The sequence below is a fragment of the Streptomyces sp. NPDC015127 genome, assembly GCF_043080095.1.
Taxonomy (GTDB): domain Bacteria; phylum Actinomycetota; class Actinomycetes; order Streptomycetales; family Streptomycetaceae; genus Streptomyces.
This window is the reverse complement of record NZ_JBIBVE010000009.1, coordinates 323,599-340,336: the sequence shown is the minus strand read 5'-3', so window position 1 is coordinate 340,336 and position 16,738 is coordinate 323,599. Positions and strand designations below refer to the sequence as shown.

Sequence of the window (16,738 nt, the reverse complement as noted above, 5' to 3'; positions counted from 1 at the left end):
CGGCCTTGCCGCACTCGTCGTGTTTGCCGTGCTTGTTGTGCCTGTCATGCGGTCACGCCTTCGTACGAGGGGAGGTGGCAGGCGGCCGGATGGCCGGCCGGCCCGCTGAGCAGGGGCCGTTCGGTTTCGCAGCGCAGCCGCTCGCTCGCCGGAGCGGCCGCCGCCAGGGCGCAGCGGGGTGCGAACGCGCAACCGGGGGCGGGGGTGAGGAGCGAAGGAGGGCTGCCGGGGATCGCCCGGAGCGGGGCGTCGTCGGTGTCGTCGAGGCGGGGCAGGGAGTCGAGCAGGCCACGGGTGTACGGATGGGCCGGGCTCGCGAACAAGGCGTCCACGGGTGCCTCTTCGACCGCACGGCCTCCGTACATCACCAGGACGTCGTGGGCCACCCGGGCCACCACCCCCAGATCGTGGGTGATCATGACGACCCCGAGCCCGCGTTCCTGCTGGAGGCGGGCGATCAGCTCCAGGATCTGGGCCTGCACGGTGACGTCCAGGGCGGTGGTCGGTTCGTCGGCGATGAGCAGCTCGGGTTCACAGGCCAGTGCCATCGCGATCATCACGCGCTGGCGCATCCCTCCGGAGAATTGGTGCGGGTACTCGCCCGCCCGGCGCTCCGGCTCGGGGATGCCGACCTCGGCGAGCATCTCCACGGCCCGCCGCCGGGCGACGGCGCGGCGGGAGCCGAAGTGGACGCGGTGGTGCTCGGCGATCTGCTCGCCCACCGTGTAGTAGGGGTGGAGGCTGGAGAGCGGGTCCTGGAAGATCATGGCCATCCGGCGGCCGCGCAGCCGGCCCAGTTCGCGTTCGGTCAGGCCCGTCAGTTCCTGTCCGTCGAGACGGATGCAGCCGGTGACCTCGGCCGCGGTGTGCAGTCCCATGACCGCCATGGAGGTGACGGACTTGCCGGAGCCGGACTCCCCGACGATTCCGAGGGTTCGACCGCGCTGGACATCGAAGCTGAGCGCGTCCACGGCCTGGACCGGTCCGTTCCTGGTCGCGAATCGGACGGTCAGGTCCCTGACGGAGAGCAGCGCGCTGGTCATCTGAGCCTCACCCTCGGGTCGACAACGGCGTACAGCAGATCGACGGCCAGGTTGGCGACGACGATGAAGGTGGCGGCGAGCAGGGTGACGCCGAGGATGACCGGCTGGTCGCCGGTGGACAGGGCGCCGTAGAAGAGCCGTCCGATGCCCGGCAGGCCGAAGATGGACTCGGTGATGACGGCGCCGGCGAGCAGTCCGCCCAGGTCCATGCCGAAGATGGTCAGGATCGGGGTCATGCCGGCCCGCATGCCGTGCTTCACGACGACCGTGCGCCGCGGGAGCCCCTTGGCGCGGGCCGTGCGGATGAAGGGTTCCGCCATCGTCTCGATCATCGAGCTCCGGCTCTGGCGCGCGTACATGGCCGCGTACAGGACGGCGAGCGCCAGCCACGGCAGCAGCAGGTTCGCTGCCCAGCCGACGGGGTCGGAGCCGAACGCCACATACTGCGGATAGGGCAGCAGGCCCGCCACCCGGATGAGGCCGTAGATCAGCATCATCGAGGTGAAGTAGACCGGCACCGAGGCGGCGCCGACGGCGCCGACCATCAGGGCGCGGTCGGTGAGGGTGTCCTTGCGCAGGGCGGCGGTCACTCCCGCGGTCAGCCCGAGGAGCAGCCAGAGCGCCGCGGCGCCGACGGCGAGTGAGGCGGAGACCGGCAGCCGGTCCATGAGCAGGTCCCACACGCCCTGGCTGTTCTCGTAGGAGTAGCCCAGACAAGGGAAGTCGCAGTGCAGGGCGTACGTGCCGCTGCCCATGGTGCGCCCGGTGAAGATGCCGGTGACGAAGTCCGCGAACTGCCGCCACAGCGGCTGGTCCAGGCCCATGTGGGCCCGGATCGCCTCCAGCCGTTCGGCGCTGCACGACTTGCCGCAGGCAGCCGCCGCCGGGTCGGAGGGCAGAACGTAGAAGATGGTGAAGGTGACGGCGCCGATGGCGATCAGCACGCCGGCCACGCCGAGCAGTCGTCGGCCCAGGTAGAGGATCACGAGCGGCTTCCCCTCGGGTCGAGGACGTCCCGCAGCGCGTCTCCGAGCAGGGTGAACGCCAGCACGGTCAGGAAGAGGCAGGCGCTCGGGATGACGAAGTACATGGGGTCCGTGTCGTAGAAGGCGACGCTCTCGGCGATCATCTGGCCCCAGGAGGGGGTGGGCGGTCGCACCCCGACGCCGAGGTAGCTCAGCGCCGCCTCGGTGGCGATCATGCCGGGGATGATCAGGGTGGTGTACGCGATGACGGGCCCGGCGACGCCGGGCAGGATGTCGCGGGTGAGGATCCGCCAGGAACCGGAGCCGCCCACGCGAGCGGCGTCGACGTAATCGCGGTGCTTGAGCGAGAGGGTCTGGCCGCGTACGACGCGGGCGATGCCGGGCCAGCCGAAGAGGCCGATGACGGCGGTCATCAACAGGATCCGGTTGACGTCCCTGGCCACCGACATCATCGCGATCATGAAGATGAGGGAGGGGAAGGACATGGTCAGGTCCATGATCCGGCTGAGTACGGCGTCGGTGCGGCCGCCGAAGTAGCCGGCCGCGATCCCGGCCGCGGTGCCCGCGACCACGACGATGGCGGTCGCGGCGAAGGCGATGAGGAGGGAGACCTGGGCGCCGTGCACGACCCGGGCGAACAGGTCGCGGCCGGTGACGGGTTCGACGCCCAGCCAGTGCTCGGCGGAGATCCCGCCGAACGGTCCGATGGGCAGGCCGCCGAGGTAGGGGTCGACGGCGGTCTTGTCGAACTCGTCGGGGGACCAGCCGCCCAGGCCGCTGAGCAGAGGAGCGGCTGCCGCCATCACGGCGAAGAGCGCGACGATGACGAGGGAGACCCTGACGGAGGCGCGGCGGAGCAGTTCCGCGCGGGCCAGCTGCCAGGGACCGCTGCCCGCCGGTGGCGCCGCCGGTGTCTTCACCGGAGTTCCTGCCTGCGTGGTCATGATGCGACGGCCCCTCAGCCCTGGCTCGTCGAGGGGTTCTTGAGCCCGACGGTGGCGTAGTCGATCTGGCCCCCGAAAGAGGTGTGGCCGTAGGCGCCCGCGATGTTGGTGCCGAGCAGCAGAGGCATGCGCTCGACGACGGTCGGCGCCGTCGGCGCCTTGGCGAGGATCTCCCCGTCCAGCCGCTGCCAGGCCGCGTTGGCCTGTGCGGCGTCGGTCATGGCGGCGATCTCGTCCATCCGCTTCATCGTGGGCTGGTCACGGAAGAGCGAGTGATTGCCGGAGTTGCCCTTCTCCTTGATGTACCGGCCGTCGAAGACGAAGGGCAGGAAGGTGGAGCCGGAGGGATAGTCGGGGCACCAGCCGGTGTAGACGAGGTCGGTGCGGTTCTTGGTGTCGCCGATGGTGTCGTAGAACGCGGACGGGTCGACGGTCTCGATGGTGACCTTGATGCCGGCGCGGCCCAGGGACTGCTGGACCGCCTCGGCGACTCCCTTGTCCCCGTTGGACACGGTGATGCTGGTGGCGAAGCCGTCCGGCTTGCCCGCCTCCTTCAGGAGCTGCTTCGCCTTCTCCACGTCACCGGACACCGGGATCTTGAGGGTGTCGGGCTGCTTGCCGTCGAACAGCGGCCCCGGCATCAGGGCGGTGGCCACGTCGTTGAGGGCCGGCCCGCCCGAGGCGGTCATGACGGCCTCGCGGTCCAGGGCGTATTGCACGGCCTGGCGGACCTTGACGTTGTCGAAGGGGGCACGCCCCGTGTGCATCTGCACCATCTCGGTGCAGTTGGTGGACTCGGCGAGCAGCCGGGCCCTGACGTCGGCCTTGGTGAGCACCTTGGGGGTGGACTCGGGGCGCAGCTTGCCCCAGGAGACGGCGGAGGCGTCCGCGCCCTGGGAGGCGATCAGCCGGTCGTCGATCTGGTTGGGCTTGAGCCCCATCGTCACGACCACCTTGTCCGGGTACGCCTTGCGTACCGTGTCCGTGGCCGGGTCCCAGTGGGTGTTGCGGACCAGGACGAGCCGCTTGTCCCGGGCGTACGACTCGATCTTGTACGGGCCCGAGGAGAAGGGCCGGTTGTCGTACTGGGGTCCCTTGTCCTGCTTCCGCGGCACGGGGGCGAAGGTCGGCAGGACGGTCGCGTAGGGGAATTCGGCGAAGGGCTTGCGCAGCTCGAAGACGACCGTGCGGTCGTCCGGGGTCTTGATGGAGTCGAGGTGTCTGCCCTGGGCCGGGCCCTGGTAGCCCTCGGCGCCGGCGAGATAGCGGGCCGCGTAGTCGGGGCCGCCGGGCAGGTCCGGGGAGAAGGACCGCTCCACGTTGTACTTGATGTCCTGGGCCGTGATCGGGGTCCCGTCCTCGTACTTCAGGCCCTTCTTGAGCTTGAAGGTCCAGGTCTTGGCGCCATTGGAGGAGCTGCCGAGGTCCTCGGCGAGGTCGGGGACCAGCTCGCCGCCCTTCACGCCGGGTTCCGCCTGGTACGTCACGAGGGTGCGGTAGAGGAGCCGGGTGCCGAAGTCCATGTCCCCGACCACCCAGTTGCGGGCCGGGTCGAGGTGGGTGAAGTCCTGGTTGGACAGCACGGTCAGCGTGCCGCCCTTGACGGGGGTGCCTCCCACCGCCGTGCCGATGTTGGCCGTCGCCGGGTTCTTGCCGTCCGCGTCGCGGCTGCCGCCCGAGTGCTTGTTGTTGGTGCAGCCGGCCGCGCCGAGGGCGAGGGTGGCCGCCGCAGCCGTGGCGACAGCGTGCAGGGTGCGCTTGTTCATCAGTGGTCACTCCGTAAATGGCCGAACGATTGTTCGAGGCTGATGGAATGTGACCTGTAACATAGTAATGTGAAATTGTACTGTGCAAGCCCCGGGGCCCTCCGTTATCGACCCGTGTCCGAGGTGGCGTGCCGCGCCGGTGCGATCGATCGAGGGGTCTTGGCAACGGCAGTGCAATGTGAAATGTTACTGCCGTGCTCAAGGGAAACACGTCGGACGTCATCGTCGTCGGGGCGGGTGTGGTCGGCGCTGCCTGCGCCTACTACGCGGCTCGGGCCGGGCTCACCGTCACCGTGATCGACCGGGGCGCCGTCGCGGGCGGCACCACGGGCGCGGGCGAGGGGAACCTCCTGGTCTCCGACAAGGAGCCCGGGCCCGAGCTCGAACTCGCCTTGCTCTCCAGCCGGTTGTGGCGAGAGCTGGGTGAAGGGATCGCGTCCGCGGTCGAGTACGAGGCGAAGGGGGGACTCGTGGTCGCCTCCGCCGAGTCCGGCATGGCGGCGCTGCGCGCCTTCGCGGCCGGACAGCGTGCGGCGGGCGTCGCGGCCGAGGAGGTCCCGGCGGACGGGCTGGGCGAGTTGGAGCCCCACCTCGCCCCCGGTCTGGCGGGCGGCTTCCACTATCCGCAGGACGCCCAGGTGCAGCCCGCGCTGGCCGCCGCTCATCTGCTGCGGGCGGCGGGGGAACGGGTGCGGTTGCGGCTGGGCGAGGAGGTCACCGGCCTGCTCACCGGGGCGGCGCGCGAGGTCCGCGGCGTCCGCACCGCGAAGGGGGAGGTTCATGCCCCGTACGTGGTCAACGCCGCCGGGACCTGGGGCGGCGACCTCGCCCGGCTCGCCGGGGCGGAGCTGCCCGTCCTGCCCCGGCGAGGGTTCGTCCTGGTCACCGAGCCACTGCCGCGCGTGGTGCGGCACAAGGTGTACGCCGCCGATTACGTCGCGGACGTTGCCAGTGGCTCGGCGGCGTTGCAGACCTCCGCCGTGGTGGAGGGGACCCCCGCGGGCCCGGTCCTGATCGGTGCCAGCCGGGAGCGGGTGGGGTTCGACCGCTCGCTGTCCACCGAGGTGCTGCGGCGGCTGGCGCTGGGGGCCGTGGCCCTGTTCCCGGTGCTTGCGGGTGTGCGGGTGATGCGGACGTACGCGGGTTTCCGGCCCTACCTGCCGGACCACCTCCCCGCGATCGGCGCCGACCCGCGCGTACCCGGGCTGCTGCACGCCTGCGGCCACGAGGGCGCGGGCATCGGGCTCGCCCCGGCCACCGGCCTCGTGATCGCACGGTGCCTGACCGGCGGCGAACCACCGGTCGGCATCGCCCCGTTCGACCCGACCCGGTTCGGGCCGGCGCCCCGAGCCGACTGACCCCTCGGCCGGGCGGCGCAGCCGCACCGCCGAGGTGACCGCCCGGGTTCCTTGTGTACGAGACCCGCGGTCCAGACCCGTACAAGACGACGCTGGAAGAGAGGAGGCCCGCCGTGGCCCGTACCCCCGCCGAACTGGTCGGCGCGCAGCCCGGCCCGCCCTTCGAGATCACCCTGGACGGGCGGCCGCTACCCGCCCTGTCCGGGCAGTCCGTCGCCGCCGCGCTGTGGTCGGCGGGCATCCTCGCCTGGCGCACCACGCGCGTGGGGGGCCGGCCGCGCGGCGCCTTCTGCGGCATCGGGCAGTGCTACGACTGCCTCGCCACCGTCAACGGCACGCCCAACCGCAGGGCTTGCCTGGTCCCGGCCCGTCCGGGCGACGAGATCACCACCCAGGAAGGACACGGCCGTGCCGAGCTCAGCGTCTGAACCGTACGACCTCGCGGTCATCGGCGCCGGGCCGGCCGGGCTGTCCGGGGCTGTTACCGCCGCCGAATCCGGCCTGTCGGTTGCTCTGCTGGACGCCTCCGGCCACGTCGGCGGACAGTTCTACCGGCACCCCGCCGCCGCCCTCGGAGCCGTACGCCCCGAGGCCCTGCATCACGACTGGTCGGTCTTCGCCGATCTGCGCCGCAGGCTCGAATCGAGCGGCGTCAGCCGCCTGGCCGGGCACCACGTCTGGTCCGTGACCGGAGAGGACGGCTGTTGGGCGGTGCACGCCGTGACCGGGGCGGACGGCGACGAGAAGCGGCCCGTACGCGTGCGGGCCCGGACGCTGCTCCTGGCGACGGGGGCGTACGAACGTCAACTTCCCTTCCCCGGCTGGACCCTTCCCGGTGTCGTGGGGGCCGGAGGCGCGCAGGCGATGCTCAAGTCCGGGCTCGTGCTGCCCGGCAAGCAGGTCGTCGTCGCGGGGAGCGGACCGCTGCTCCTGGCCGTCGCCGTCTCGCTCGCCGCCGCCGGGGCCCGTGTCCCCGCCGTGGTGGAGGCATCCGGCTATCTGCGGTACGCCCGCCATCCCCGGGCGCTCGCCGCCAACCCGCACAAGCTGGTCGAGGCGGTGGTGCACGGCGGAGCGATGCTGAGGCACCGGGTGCGCCCGCTGCTGCGCAGTGCCGTGACGCACGTGCACGGTACCGAGCGCGTGGAGGCGGTGACCGTCGCCCGGCTCGACCGCGACTGGCGGCCCGTGCCCGGCTCGGAGCGGCGCATCCAGTGCGACGCCCTCGCCGTGGGACACGGCCTTGCCCCCCAGATCGAACTCGCCACGGCACTCGGCTGCGCCACCCGCCGCACCGCGGACGCCACAGAAGCCCTCGTCCTGGACGGACTTCAGCGGACGACGGTGCCCGGCGTCTGGTCGGCGGGCGAGACCGGCGGCGTCGGCGGCTCCCGACTGGCCATCGCCGAGGGCGAACTGGCGGCGCTCGCGATCGCCGCCCGGCTGACCGGGCGGAGCGGGCTGACCCGGGGAAGGCGTGCGGAGAGGCTGCGCCGCCGGCGCGACCGCATGCGCGCCTTCGGCGACACCCTGGCCGCCTGCCACGCGCCCGGACGGGGATGGCCGCAGTGGCTTCCCGACGACACGGACGTGTGCCGCTGCGAGGAGATCACCGCCGGGCGCGTCCGCGAGGCGGTCACCGACCTCGGTGCCGGCGACGCACGGACCGTCAAACTCCTGACCAGGGCGGGCATGGGGTGGTGCCAGGGCCGGATGTGCGGTGCGGCCGTGGCCTGCCTCGCGGCGGGCGGCGGCGAGGTGCCGCCGCCCGCCGGACGACGCCTGTTCGCGGTCCCCGTACCGCTCGGAACACTCGCCGGGCTCGAACCGGCCACCGCTCCCTCCGACCCGACCGACGACTGACCCCCGGCGTACCCAGCCGGGGTAGCCGCTGCCCTTGTGAAATGTCACATTCCATAGAGAGGTTCACTGACATGACCGCCACCACCTGGAACTCCACTCAGCCCTGGCGCGGCATCATGGTCGCCACCGCCCTGCCCCTGCGCGCGGACCTGTCCGTCGACTACGACGCGTACGCCGAGCACGTCGCCTGGCTGATCGAGAACGGCTGCGACGGCGTCGTCCCCAACGGCTCGCTCGGCGAGTACCAGACGCTGACCGACGAGGAGCGCGCCCGCGTGGTGCGCACCGCCGTCGAGGCCGCGGGCGACGGCGCCCGGGTGATGCCCGGCGTCGCCGCGTACGGCAGCGCCGAATCGCGCCGCTGGGCCGAGCAGGCCGCCGAGGCGGGATGCGGCTCCGTGCTGCTCCTGCCGCCCAACGCCTACCGCGCCGACGAGGACGCCGTACGCGCCCACTATGCCGAGGTCGCCAAGGCCGGTGTTCCGGTCGTCGCGTACAACAACCCCATCGACACCAAGGTCGACCTCACGCCCGGTCTGCTCGCGCGGCTCCACCAGGACGGGACCATCGTCGCGGTCAAGGAGTTCACCGGCGATGTGCGCAGGGCGTACGAGATCGCCGAGCTTGCCCCGGGCCTCGACCTGCTGATCGGCGCCGACGATGTGCTTCTCGAACTCGCCCTCGCCGGCGCGGTGGGCTGGATCGCGGGCTACCCCAACGCTTTCCCGACCACCTGCGCCGCCCTCTACCACGCCGCCGTCTCCGGCGACCTGGAGACGGCCGTCCCGCTGTACAAGTCGCTGCACTCGCTGCTGCGCTGGGACTCCAAGACCGAGTTCGTCCAGTCCATCAAGCTGTCCATGGACATCGCCGGGCGCCACGGCGGCCCGGTCCGCCCGCCACGCGCCGCGCTGACGGGTCCGGTCGAGGCCGCGGTACGCGAGGCGACCGAGAAGGCCCTCGCCCACGGCCACCACTGACCACGCCGCAAGGAGCCGTCATGCGCACCCGCCATGTCTTCCACGCCGTCGACTCGCACACCGAGGGGATGCCCACCCGTGTGATCACCGGTGGTGTCGGGGTGATTCCCGGCGCCACCATGGCCGAGCGGCGGCTGCACTTCATCGAGCACCTGGATCACCTCCGTACGCTGCTGATGTACGAGCCGCGCGGGCACGCGGCAATGAGCGGCGCGATCCTCCAGCCCCCCACCCGCCCCGACGCCGACTACGGCGTGCTCTTCATCGAGGTCTCTGGGCTCCTGCCGATGTGCGGACACGGCACCATCGGGGTGGCCACCGTGCTGGTCGAGACCGGGATGGTCCCGGTCGCCGAACCGGTGACCACCGTGCGTCTGGACACGCCCGCGGGTCTGGTGAGTGTGGACGTACACGTCGAGGACGGTGCGGCGAAGTCGGTCACCCTGACCAACGTGCCGGCGTTCTGCGCGGGGCTCGGGCTGGCGGCCGAGGTCCCCGGGTACGGGACGGTCGGCTACGACCTGGCGTTCGGCGGGAACTTCTACGCATTCGTCGAACTCGACGCGCTGGGGCTGCCGTTCGACCGGACCCGCAAGGACGACCTGTTGGCCGCCGGGCTCGCGATCATGGACGCGATCAACCGGTCGCCGAACCGGCCGGTCCATCCCGAGCGCCCGGAGATCGCCGGCGTCAAGCACGTCTACCTCGCCGCGCCCGGATCCGATGCCCGCCGCTCGCGGCACGCGATGGTCATCCATCCGGGCTGGTTCGACCGCTCGCCGTGCGGTACGGGCACCTCGGCCCGGATGGCCCAGCTGCACGCCCGCGGCGAACTCCCGCTGGACCGGGACTTCGTCAACGAGTCGTTCATCGGCACGGAGTTCACCGGCCGACTCGTCGCGGAGACGGAGGCCGGCGGGGTGCCCGCCGTCGTACCCGCCATCACCGGTCGCGCCTGGATCACGGGCACCGCCCAGTACTTCCTGGACCCCGACGACCCCTTCCCCGGAGGCTTCCTCCTGTGACCACCCACCTGGACACCCTCACCTCCCGCAGCCCGGCCGACCCCTCCGATGTCCTCGTGCGGATCCCGGCTCCCGGCGCCTTCGCCGCGGTGGACGCCGTGGACCGGGCACGAGCCGCACAGCCGGACTGGCAGGCGGGCGGGGCGGCCACCCGGTCGGCCGCGCTCACCGCGGTCGCCGACGACGTCGAGGCCGCCGCCGGCGAACTGGCTGCGCTCGCCGTACGCGAGGTGGGCAAGCCGCTCACCGAGGCCCGCGCCGAGGTCGCCCGTACCGCCGCGATCTGGCGGTACTACGCCCAGGCGCCCTACGAGCCGACCGGCGAGGTCCACGAAGTGGCCGCCGGAGCCGGACTGCTGCTGAGCCGGCGCCGCCCGCACGGTGTCGCCGGGCTGATCACCCCGTGGAACTTCCCCTTCGCCATCCCCAGTTGGAAGGCCGCACCCGCCCTCGCGGTCGGCAACGCGGTCGTCCTCAAGCCCGCCCCCGAGGCGACCGCCTGCGCTCAGCGCCTCGCGGAGATCGTCCAGAGGGCGCTGCCCGCCGGGGTGTTCACCGTCGTCCCCGGCGGTGCCGTCGAAGGCAACGCGATCGTCTCCGCCGCCGACGTCATCTCCTTCACCGGCTCGACCGCCGTCGGCCAGGCGGTCGCGCGCGCCGCCACCGGCCGGGGCGTCCCGGTCCAGGCCGAGATGGGCGGCCTCAACGCCGCGATCGTCCTTCCGGACGCCGACATCGGGCAGGCGGCGGGCCACATCGCCGCCGCGATCGCCGGATACGCGGGCCAGAAGTGCACCGCCACCAGCCGTGTCATCGCGGTCGGCGCCGCGCTCGACCCGCTGCGCGAGGCGCTGGCCGAGGCGCTGCGCGCCGTCCCGGTGGGCGATCCGGCCGACGCCGCGACCGTGTGCGGGCCACTCATCAGCGAGCATGCCCGTGGCCAGGTCCTTGACGCCTTGCACGGGCTGCGCGCGCTCGTCGGAGGAACTGTTCCGCACGGCCCCGGCTGGTATGCCGCCCCGACCCTGGTCGAGGGAGCGCCGGCCGGACACCGGCTGCTGCGCGAGGAGGTCTTCGGCCCCATCGCCGCCCTGCTGCCGGCCGACGACCTCGCCCATGCGGTGCGGATCGCCAACTCCGTTCCGTACGGGCTGGTCACCTCCGTCCACACCGCCGGTCTGAACACGGCCCTGTCCGGTCTCGACCGGCTGGACACCGGCATGATCCGGATCAACGCCCCGTCCAGCGGTGTCGACTTCCACCTGCCCTTCGGTGGCACCAAGGCATCCAGCCACGGCCCGCGCGAGCAGGGCCGCGCCGCCCTGGAGTTCTATACGGCCGGCCGCACCTACACCCTCTCACCAGCAGGAGAAATGTGACATTGTAATCTGGAGGTCCTGTTCGGTACGAAGAGAACGCCAGGGGACCCCATGGGCCATCTGATCCGCCGCGACCTCGGCGCCACCCGCGAGCGGCTGCGCGACCAGGTTGCCCACGCCCTGCGCGCCGCCTTGATCTCCGGCGAACTGCGGCCGGGGCAGGTGTATTCGGCACCCGCGCTCGCCGAGGACTTCGGGATCTCGGCGACGCCGGTGCGCGAGGCGATGCTCGACCTCGCCCGCGAGGGCCTGGTCGAGCCGGTCCGCAACAAGGGCTTCCTGGTCACCGAGGTCGACGAGCGCGACCTGGACCAGTACACCGAGATCCGGTCCCTGATCGAGGTGCCCACGGTCGGCAGGGTCACGCGCACCGCCGCCCGCGCCGACCTGGAGGCGCTGCGCCCGGTCGCCGAGGAGATCGTGCGCGCCGCTCGTGAACACGACCTGATCGGCTACCTGGAGGCGGATCGCCGATTCCACCTCTCCCTGCTCGCCCTGGCGGGCAACGACCGGCTGGTCGAGGTCGTCGGCGACCTGCGCAAGCGCACCCGTCTGTACGGCCTGACGGCCCTGGACGAGCGGGATCGGCTGCTGCCCTCCGCCGAGGAGCACTTGGAGCTGCTGGACCTGATGCTCGCGGGGGACGCGAAGGGGGCGGAGGAGTGCATGGTCAAGCACCTCGGTCATGTCCGCTCGCTCTGGGCCAAGCCTGATTCCGCTACGGGAGCCGACGCGTAGCGGCGGGCGGGATCGCCGCGTTCCGGATCCCGAGCCGGCGCGAAGGGCAGCTCCATAACGCGGAGTTATGGGCGAACGAGGGCTCCTCACAGGCCGCCGATCGCAGCATGCTGGCTGTGCCATGTCACACCGTACGGTGGGCTGCGACCGGAGTCGCGGCTCCCGGGCCGTGAAAGGGATCCATGAACCCTGCGTACGCGACCGTCGACCACGTCTTCACCGTTCCCCTGGACCACGCGGCCCCGCACGGTCCGACCATCGAGGTCTTCGCCCGCGAGGTCGTCGACCCCGGCCGGGCGAACGAACGCCTGCCCTGGCTGCTCTACCTGCAGGGCGGTCCGGGCGGCAAGTCGCCCCGCCCGTCGGCCGGTTCACCCGGCTGGCTCCCCCAGGCGCTCAAAACGCACCGGGTGCTCCTCCTCGACCAGCGCGGCACCGGCCGCTCCACCCCGGTGACCGCCCGGGTGGCGGCCCGCTGCGCGTCCCCCGGCCGACTCGCCGACCATCTGGGCCACTTCCGCGCCGACGCCGTCGTCGCGGACGCCGAGCTGATCCGCCGGGAGCTGTGCGGTGACGAACCCTGGGAGACGCTGGGCCAGAGCTACGGCGGGTTCATCACGCTCACCTACCTCTCCCTGGCACCCGAGGGACTCAAGGCGTGCTACGTGACCGGAGGTCTGCCCGGCCTCGCCGCGACCGCCGACGACGTGTACGCCCGCACCTACCCGAGGGTGCGGGACCGCGTCCTCGACTTCTACGCGCGCTATCCGGGCGACGAGCCCCTCCTCCGCAAGATCGCCGATCGCTTCACCGCCGGTGATGTGCGCCTGCCCGACGGGGACCGTCTCACCGTCCGCCGCCTGCGGACCCTCGGTCTCGCCCTCGGCATGGGCGATGGGTTCGAGCGGATCCACTGGCTCCTCGACGAGGCCCTGGACGCGCAGGGCGAGCTGACCGACACCTTCTTGCAGCAGGTGATGGTCCTGACCGGTTTCACCGACAACCCGCTCTTCGCCGTCATGCAGGAGACGCTGTACGGCCAGGGCGCGGGGCCCACCGGCTGGGCGGCGTCCAGGGCGCTCGCCGGCCGGTCGGAGTTCGCCGAGGACGCCGACCCCCTCCTGCTCACCGGAGAGATGATCTACCCCTGGATGTTCCGCGAGATCAGGGGCCTGCGCCCCTTCGCGGACGCCGCCGACCTCCTGGCCGAACGCACCGACTGGCCACCGCTGTACGACCCCGCCCGCCTCGCCGCCAACGAGGTCCCGCTCGCGGCGGTCGTCTACCACGACGACATGTACGTGGACGCCGGACTCTCTCTGAGCACCGCGCGCCAGGTCGGCGCCACCCGCGTCTGGGTCACCAATGAGTGGGAGCACGACGGGGTCACCGCCTCCAGCGGGCGTGTGCTCAGCCGTCTGATGGACCTGGCCGCGGGCCGGGCGTAACTCCTGCCCCTTCTCTTCCTCCTCTTCCCTCTCAGGAGAGTCATGCCCGCTCTGCCGACCCGGCTGTCCCACCTCGCTCCGGCGCTCGCTCTCGTCCCGCATCTCCTCCTCGCCGTTCCCGCCGCGGCGACCGCGGGCACGCCGGCCGGCTCGCCCGCCGCCCGCCCCGCTTCCGCATCCGCCTGTGCGCTGGAAGGCAGGACCGGCTGGACCGACGAAGGCCATGACACCGACCGGAACCAGTTCCAGCCGTCCACCGGAACCCGACGCGTCCTGACGCTGTTCGTGGACTTCCCGGACGCCCCGGCCACCGGTTCCACGGCGCCGTACGAGGCCCAACTCGCCCCGTCCGCCGACTGGTTGAAGCGCGCCAGCTACGGGCACCTCCGGCTGGAGGACACCGCGCTGCCCCGCTGGATCCGCATGCCCGCCGACTCCACCTCGTACGGGTTCCAGCGCGGCCTCACCTTCGAGACCCACGAGAAGTACGTACGCGACGCGATCCGCGCCGCCGATCCATACGCCGACTTCGCCCGCTACGACATGGTCTACGTCGTTCCCTCCAAGACGGCCGCGGCCATTCCCTTCTCCCCGACGTACCTCTACGACCCGGCCACGCCCGGAGTCACCGCCGACGGCACCCGCCTGAAGTGGGCCGTCACCTTCGGCCAGGACATGTGGCGCTGGGGCCACAAGGTCGCCGCCCACGAGACCGGCCACACCTTCGGCCTTCCCGACCTGTACTCCTTCACCGGGGACACCCACCGGTACGTCGGCGGCTGGGACGTCATGGGCAACATCGCCGGGCACGCCCCGCAGTTCCTCGGCTGGCACTCCTGGAAGCTCGGCTGGACCCGCGACAACCAGGTCGCCTGCCTGTCCGCGCCCGGACACCGCACGGTCCGCCTGACCCCGGTGGAGCGCCCCGGCGGCACCAAGATCGCCGTACTGCGCACCGGGGAGACGACGGCGTACGTTGCCGAGTCCCGCCGTGCCCGGGGCAACGACCGAGCCGCCTGCTCGACCGGCGTCCTCGTCTACAAGGTCGACTCCGCGACGCAGACGGGAGAAGGACCGGTGAGGGTCATGAACGCGAACCCGACCGCCACGCCGCCCACCGGCTGCACCCAGCAGGACATGGCCGCGCTCGCACCGGGCCAGACCTTCACCGACCCGGACACCGGCATGCGCATCGCCGTCCTCGCGGGCGGCCCGGCCGGGGACACCGTACGGATCAGCAAGGGGTGACCACCAAGGCGGCCGGTGGGTCCGCCGCTCGCCGCCCCTCTGCTTTTCGGCAGAGGGGCGGTCCTCCGTGAGGGGCAGGAGCCGCGCAGGGGCGGGAGCGACAATCGGCGGTACGCCATCCAATGCCCCGCCGGCCTCTGCCACCGTCCGGCCACTCAGAGCCCCTTCGCGGCGACGGGTGTGCTCGGGCTGTCCGTGCTGACGGGCCTTCTGCCCCCACGGGGCTGCTCACCGCGGTGGTCTCGTAACCGCGGCCCGGCTGCTGGAGCGTACCGCCCTCTCGGGCTGGGGCTGCCCGCCGACTCCAGGCGGGCAGTCCCGGAAACGTCCGGTGCTATGCGGTCACCACTTGTAGGTCCAGACGGTGTCGTTGTACGCGTCGGAGCTGTTCACGTGGATGCGGATACGGGCAGTGCTGTCCTGGAACGTCTGGCCGGGCTTCCAGGTCTGCATGTCCAGCGTGGTGCAGTTCCCGGTGGGTGCGGTGGCCTTGGGGTTGCTCACCACGCGGACCGGTCCGTCGCCGCTGGCGACCGAGGTGTCGACCTTGTAGATCAGTACGCCGGTGGCGCAGGCGCCTGAGTCGTTGTTGGCGGCCTTGCGGGACTCGGCGACGTAGGCGGTCGTGGCGCTGGTCTTGATCACCGCGAGCTTGTAGCCGTTGCCCCCGTACTCCACGCCGTTCAGGGTGGTGGAGTACGTGTTGTTCGTGGACAGGCAGGAGATCTGGCTGTCGGTGATCCAGCCGAACTTCCACGCGTGCCAGCCGAGGAACTGCGGGGCCGGGCCGCTGATCTTGCCCATGAGGTCCCAGCCGCCGACGTACTGGTGCTGTTCGCCGCTGAAGGCGTAGAGATCGGGGAGGCCGAAGGTGTGGCCGGTCTCGTGGTTGGCGACCTTGTACCCCCAGTGCCACATGTCCTGTCCGAAGGTCACCGCCCACTTGATCGCCACCCAGCGGTTCGTCGCCTTGTTCCAGACCCAGGTCGGGTTGGCGGGGTCCTGGACCCAGGTGGGGGTGTGACTGATCGCGGCCGCGGTGCTGGTCGCCACGATGTAGAACATGTCGTAGTTGGCGAGGTTGACGCCTGCGTTGGCGGCACCGGCGAGCGCGTCCTTCACATAAGTCCGGTGCGTGTCCCAGGAGAACCCGCGCGCCCAGTTGTAGTCGGCGGAATTCTTCGGCATACGCACCCAGTTGCCGTACGGGGCCTGCATGTCCAGCCAGACCTTGCCGTTGGATGCCTTCCACATCCAGTCGGCGGCACCGGATATCTGGTTGTAGTAGGGCGTGAGAGGCAGGGACGTCCCGGCGGCGTCGGGGAAGTCCACGTAGATCACGCCCACGCGCTTGGTGCCCTCCGGTCTCTGGAACCGGTTGTAGTCGGTTTGCTGCCCCTCATCGGTGTAGCCGGTCGTCCCCTGGAGCGCACACGCCGAGGTGCTCCCGTTGTACGCGTGGGCGGGGCCGGCGGGGACGACGACCAGGGCAAGCAGAGCGAGCATGGCGGACAGGACGAGGAGGGGCGCTGCGCGGAAAGTGCGCCACGTCCCAGGTGAAGAGCCCATGTTGTGCCTCCGTGGGGGAGTGATCCGGGCAGTGTGGCCCGGGTGGCTACGACTGGAGCGGTCGGTGTCAACGGGGATGGCCGCCTGTTCGCAGCTCTCTATGAGTGATGCGGGCATGACAGGGAGTTGGTCGTCGCCGCCATGAGATCGCATCGGCTTCCGGAGCTTCACGCCGGATCACCCGCGATCGCGGACCTTGCGCGCCCGTCAGAGGCGGGCACCTCCCGAAACGGCCACTGAGCAGGACCCGCTGGCGGATACGTTGGAGACAGCATGCGGATGCGGCACTGACACCGGAAGCTCTTGCATTCCCATAACGTCGCGCTATGGGCTCGCCGTTCGGATCGGCTCACACGCCGACCAGCAGGCCGCCCATCGGGCGCCCGGTCCG

14 protein-coding genes are annotated in these 16,738 nt (G+C 71.5%); 9 read left to right on the top strand and 5 right to left on the bottom strand.

All coding sequences use genetic code 11. The features are described 5' to 3' along the window. Nucleotides 1–44 precede the first annotated feature (44 nt). The 4 genes from ACF08N_RS20185 to ACF08N_RS20170 are packed head-to-tail and all read right to left on the bottom strand — an operon-like array spanning nt 45 to nt 4,739. Nucleotides 45–1,043, bottom strand: coding sequence for an ABC transporter ATP-binding protein (locus ACF08N_RS20185; RefSeq protein WP_392325983.1), 999 nt, complete (start codon nt 1,041–1,043; stop codon nt 45–47). Continuing rightward, complete coding sequence (locus ACF08N_RS20180) at nt 1,040–2,029, bottom strand: ABC transporter permease (RefSeq protein ID WP_392325982.1); 990 nt, start codon at nt 2,027–2,029, stop codon at nt 1,040–1,042. The genes ACF08N_RS20185 and ACF08N_RS20180 overlap by 4 nt, the downstream gene beginning before the upstream one ends. Further along, nucleotides 2,026–2,973, bottom strand: coding sequence for an ABC transporter permease (locus ACF08N_RS20175; RefSeq protein ID WP_392325981.1), 948 nt, complete (start codon nt 2,971–2,973; stop codon nt 2,026–2,028). Before ACF08N_RS20175 ends, ACF08N_RS20180 begins: the two co-directional genes overlap by 4 nt. A gap of 14 nt (nt 2,974–2,987) precedes the next feature. Next, nucleotides 2,988–4,739, bottom strand: a complete 1,752-nt coding sequence (locus tag ACF08N_RS20170) for an ABC transporter substrate-binding protein (RefSeq protein ID WP_392325980.1) — start codon at nt 4,737–4,739, stop codon at nt 2,988–2,990. 194 nt (nt 4,740–4,933) lie between these two features. Here ACF08N_RS20170 and ACF08N_RS20165 point away from each other — a divergent pair, with 194 nt between their 5' ends. The 9 genes from ACF08N_RS20165 to ACF08N_RS20125 all read left to right on the top strand — a co-directional run bounded on the left by ACF08N_RS20165 (nt 4,934) and on the right by ACF08N_RS20125 (nt 14,778). After that, the gene (locus tag ACF08N_RS20165; RefSeq protein WP_392325979.1) at nt 4,934–6,097 is read left to right on the top strand and encodes an NAD(P)/FAD-dependent oxidoreductase; all 1,164 of its coding nucleotides are present in this window, start codon (nt 4,934–4,936) and stop codon (nt 6,095–6,097) included. A 113-nt stretch (nt 6,098–6,210) separates the two neighbouring features. Then, entirely contained in the window at nt 6,211–6,525 is a 315-nt protein-coding gene (locus ACF08N_RS20160; RefSeq protein WP_392325978.1) for a (2Fe-2S)-binding protein, read from the top strand. Continuing rightward, a complete protein-coding gene (locus ACF08N_RS20155; protein ID WP_392325977.1) occupies nt 6,506–7,960 on the top strand; it encodes an FAD-dependent oxidoreductase in 1,455 nt (484 codons plus the stop codon). Before ACF08N_RS20160 ends, ACF08N_RS20155 begins: the two co-directional genes overlap by 20 nt. A gap of 71 nt (nt 7,961–8,031) precedes the next feature. Beyond that, nucleotides 8,032–8,940 carry a dihydrodipicolinate synthase family protein gene (locus tag ACF08N_RS20150; RefSeq protein WP_392325976.1) on the top strand — a complete coding sequence of 303 codons (909 nt, stop codon included), beginning with the start codon at nt 8,032–8,034 and terminating at the stop codon, nt 8,938–8,940. A 20-nt stretch (nt 8,941–8,960) separates the two neighbouring features. Further along, on the top strand, nt 8,961–9,965 hold the full coding sequence (locus ACF08N_RS20145) for a proline racemase family protein (RefSeq protein ID WP_392325975.1): 1,005 nt from the start codon (nt 8,961–8,963) through the stop codon (nt 9,963–9,965). Next, on the top strand, nt 9,962–11,344 hold the full coding sequence (locus ACF08N_RS20140) for an aldehyde dehydrogenase family protein (RefSeq protein WP_392325974.1): 1,383 nt from the start codon (nt 9,962–9,964) through the stop codon (nt 11,342–11,344). The genes ACF08N_RS20145 and ACF08N_RS20140 overlap by 4 nt, the downstream gene beginning before the upstream one ends. 51 nt (nt 11,345–11,395) lie before the next feature. Next, nucleotides 11,396–12,082 (top strand): GntR family transcriptional regulator, encoded by a 687-nt coding sequence (locus ACF08N_RS20135; protein WP_392325973.1) that lies wholly within the window; start codon nt 11,396–11,398, stop codon nt 12,080–12,082. A 182-nt stretch (nt 12,083–12,264) separates the two neighbouring features. Continuing rightward, entirely contained in the window at nt 12,265–13,530 is a 1,266-nt protein-coding gene (locus ACF08N_RS20130; protein ID WP_392325972.1) for an alpha/beta fold hydrolase, read from the top strand. 42 nt (nt 13,531–13,572) lie between these two features. Continuing rightward, nucleotides 13,573–14,778 carry a M6 family metalloprotease domain-containing protein gene (locus ACF08N_RS20125; RefSeq protein ID WP_392325971.1) on the top strand — a complete coding sequence of 402 codons (1,206 nt, stop codon included), beginning with the start codon at nt 13,573–13,575 and terminating at the stop codon, nt 14,776–14,778. A gap of 342 nt (nt 14,779–15,120) precedes the next feature. Here the strand turns inward: ACF08N_RS20125 and ACF08N_RS20120 are convergent, their stop codons facing one another. Beyond that, complete coding sequence (locus ACF08N_RS20120; protein WP_392325970.1) at nt 15,121–16,347, bottom strand: M6 family metalloprotease domain-containing protein; 1,227 nt, start codon at nt 16,345–16,347, stop codon at nt 15,121–15,123. Between the last annotated feature and the right edge of the window lie 391 nt (nt 16,348–16,738).

Excerpts from the sequence above, each read along its gene's own strand:
- ACF08N_RS20130 (WP_392325972.1), top strand. The coding sequence starts at position 12,265 with ATGAACCCTGCGTACGCGACCGTCGACCACGTCTTCACCGTTCCCCTG.
- ACF08N_RS20145 (WP_392325975.1), top strand. The coding sequence starts at position 8,961 with ATGCGCACCCGCCATGTCTTCCACGCCGTCGACTCGCACACCGAGGGG.
- ACF08N_RS20135 (WP_392325973.1), top strand. The coding sequence starts at position 11,396 with ATGGGCCATCTGATCCGCCGCGACCTCGGCGCCACCCGCGAGCGGCTG.
- ACF08N_RS20125 (WP_392325971.1), top strand. The coding sequence starts at position 13,573 with ATGCCCGCTCTGCCGACCCGGCTGTCCCACCTCGCTCCGGCGCTCGCT.
- ACF08N_RS20170 (WP_392325980.1), bottom strand. The coding sequence starts at position 4,739 with ATGAACAAGCGCACCCTGCACGCTGTCGCCACGGCTGCGGCGGCCACC.
- ACF08N_RS20150 (WP_392325976.1), top strand. The coding sequence starts at position 8,032 with ATGACCGCCACCACCTGGAACTCCACTCAGCCCTGGCGCGGCATCATG.
- ACF08N_RS20185 (WP_392325983.1), bottom strand. The coding sequence starts at position 1,043 with ATGACCAGCGCGCTGCTCTCCGTCAGGGACCTGACCGTCCGATTCGCG.
- ACF08N_RS20175 (WP_392325981.1), bottom strand. The coding sequence starts at position 2,973 with ATGACCACGCAGGCAGGAACTCCGGTGAAGACACCGGCGGCGCCACCG.
- ACF08N_RS20120 (WP_392325970.1), bottom strand. The coding sequence starts at position 16,347 with ATGGGCTCTTCACCTGGGACGTGGCGCACTTTCCGCGCAGCGCCCCTC.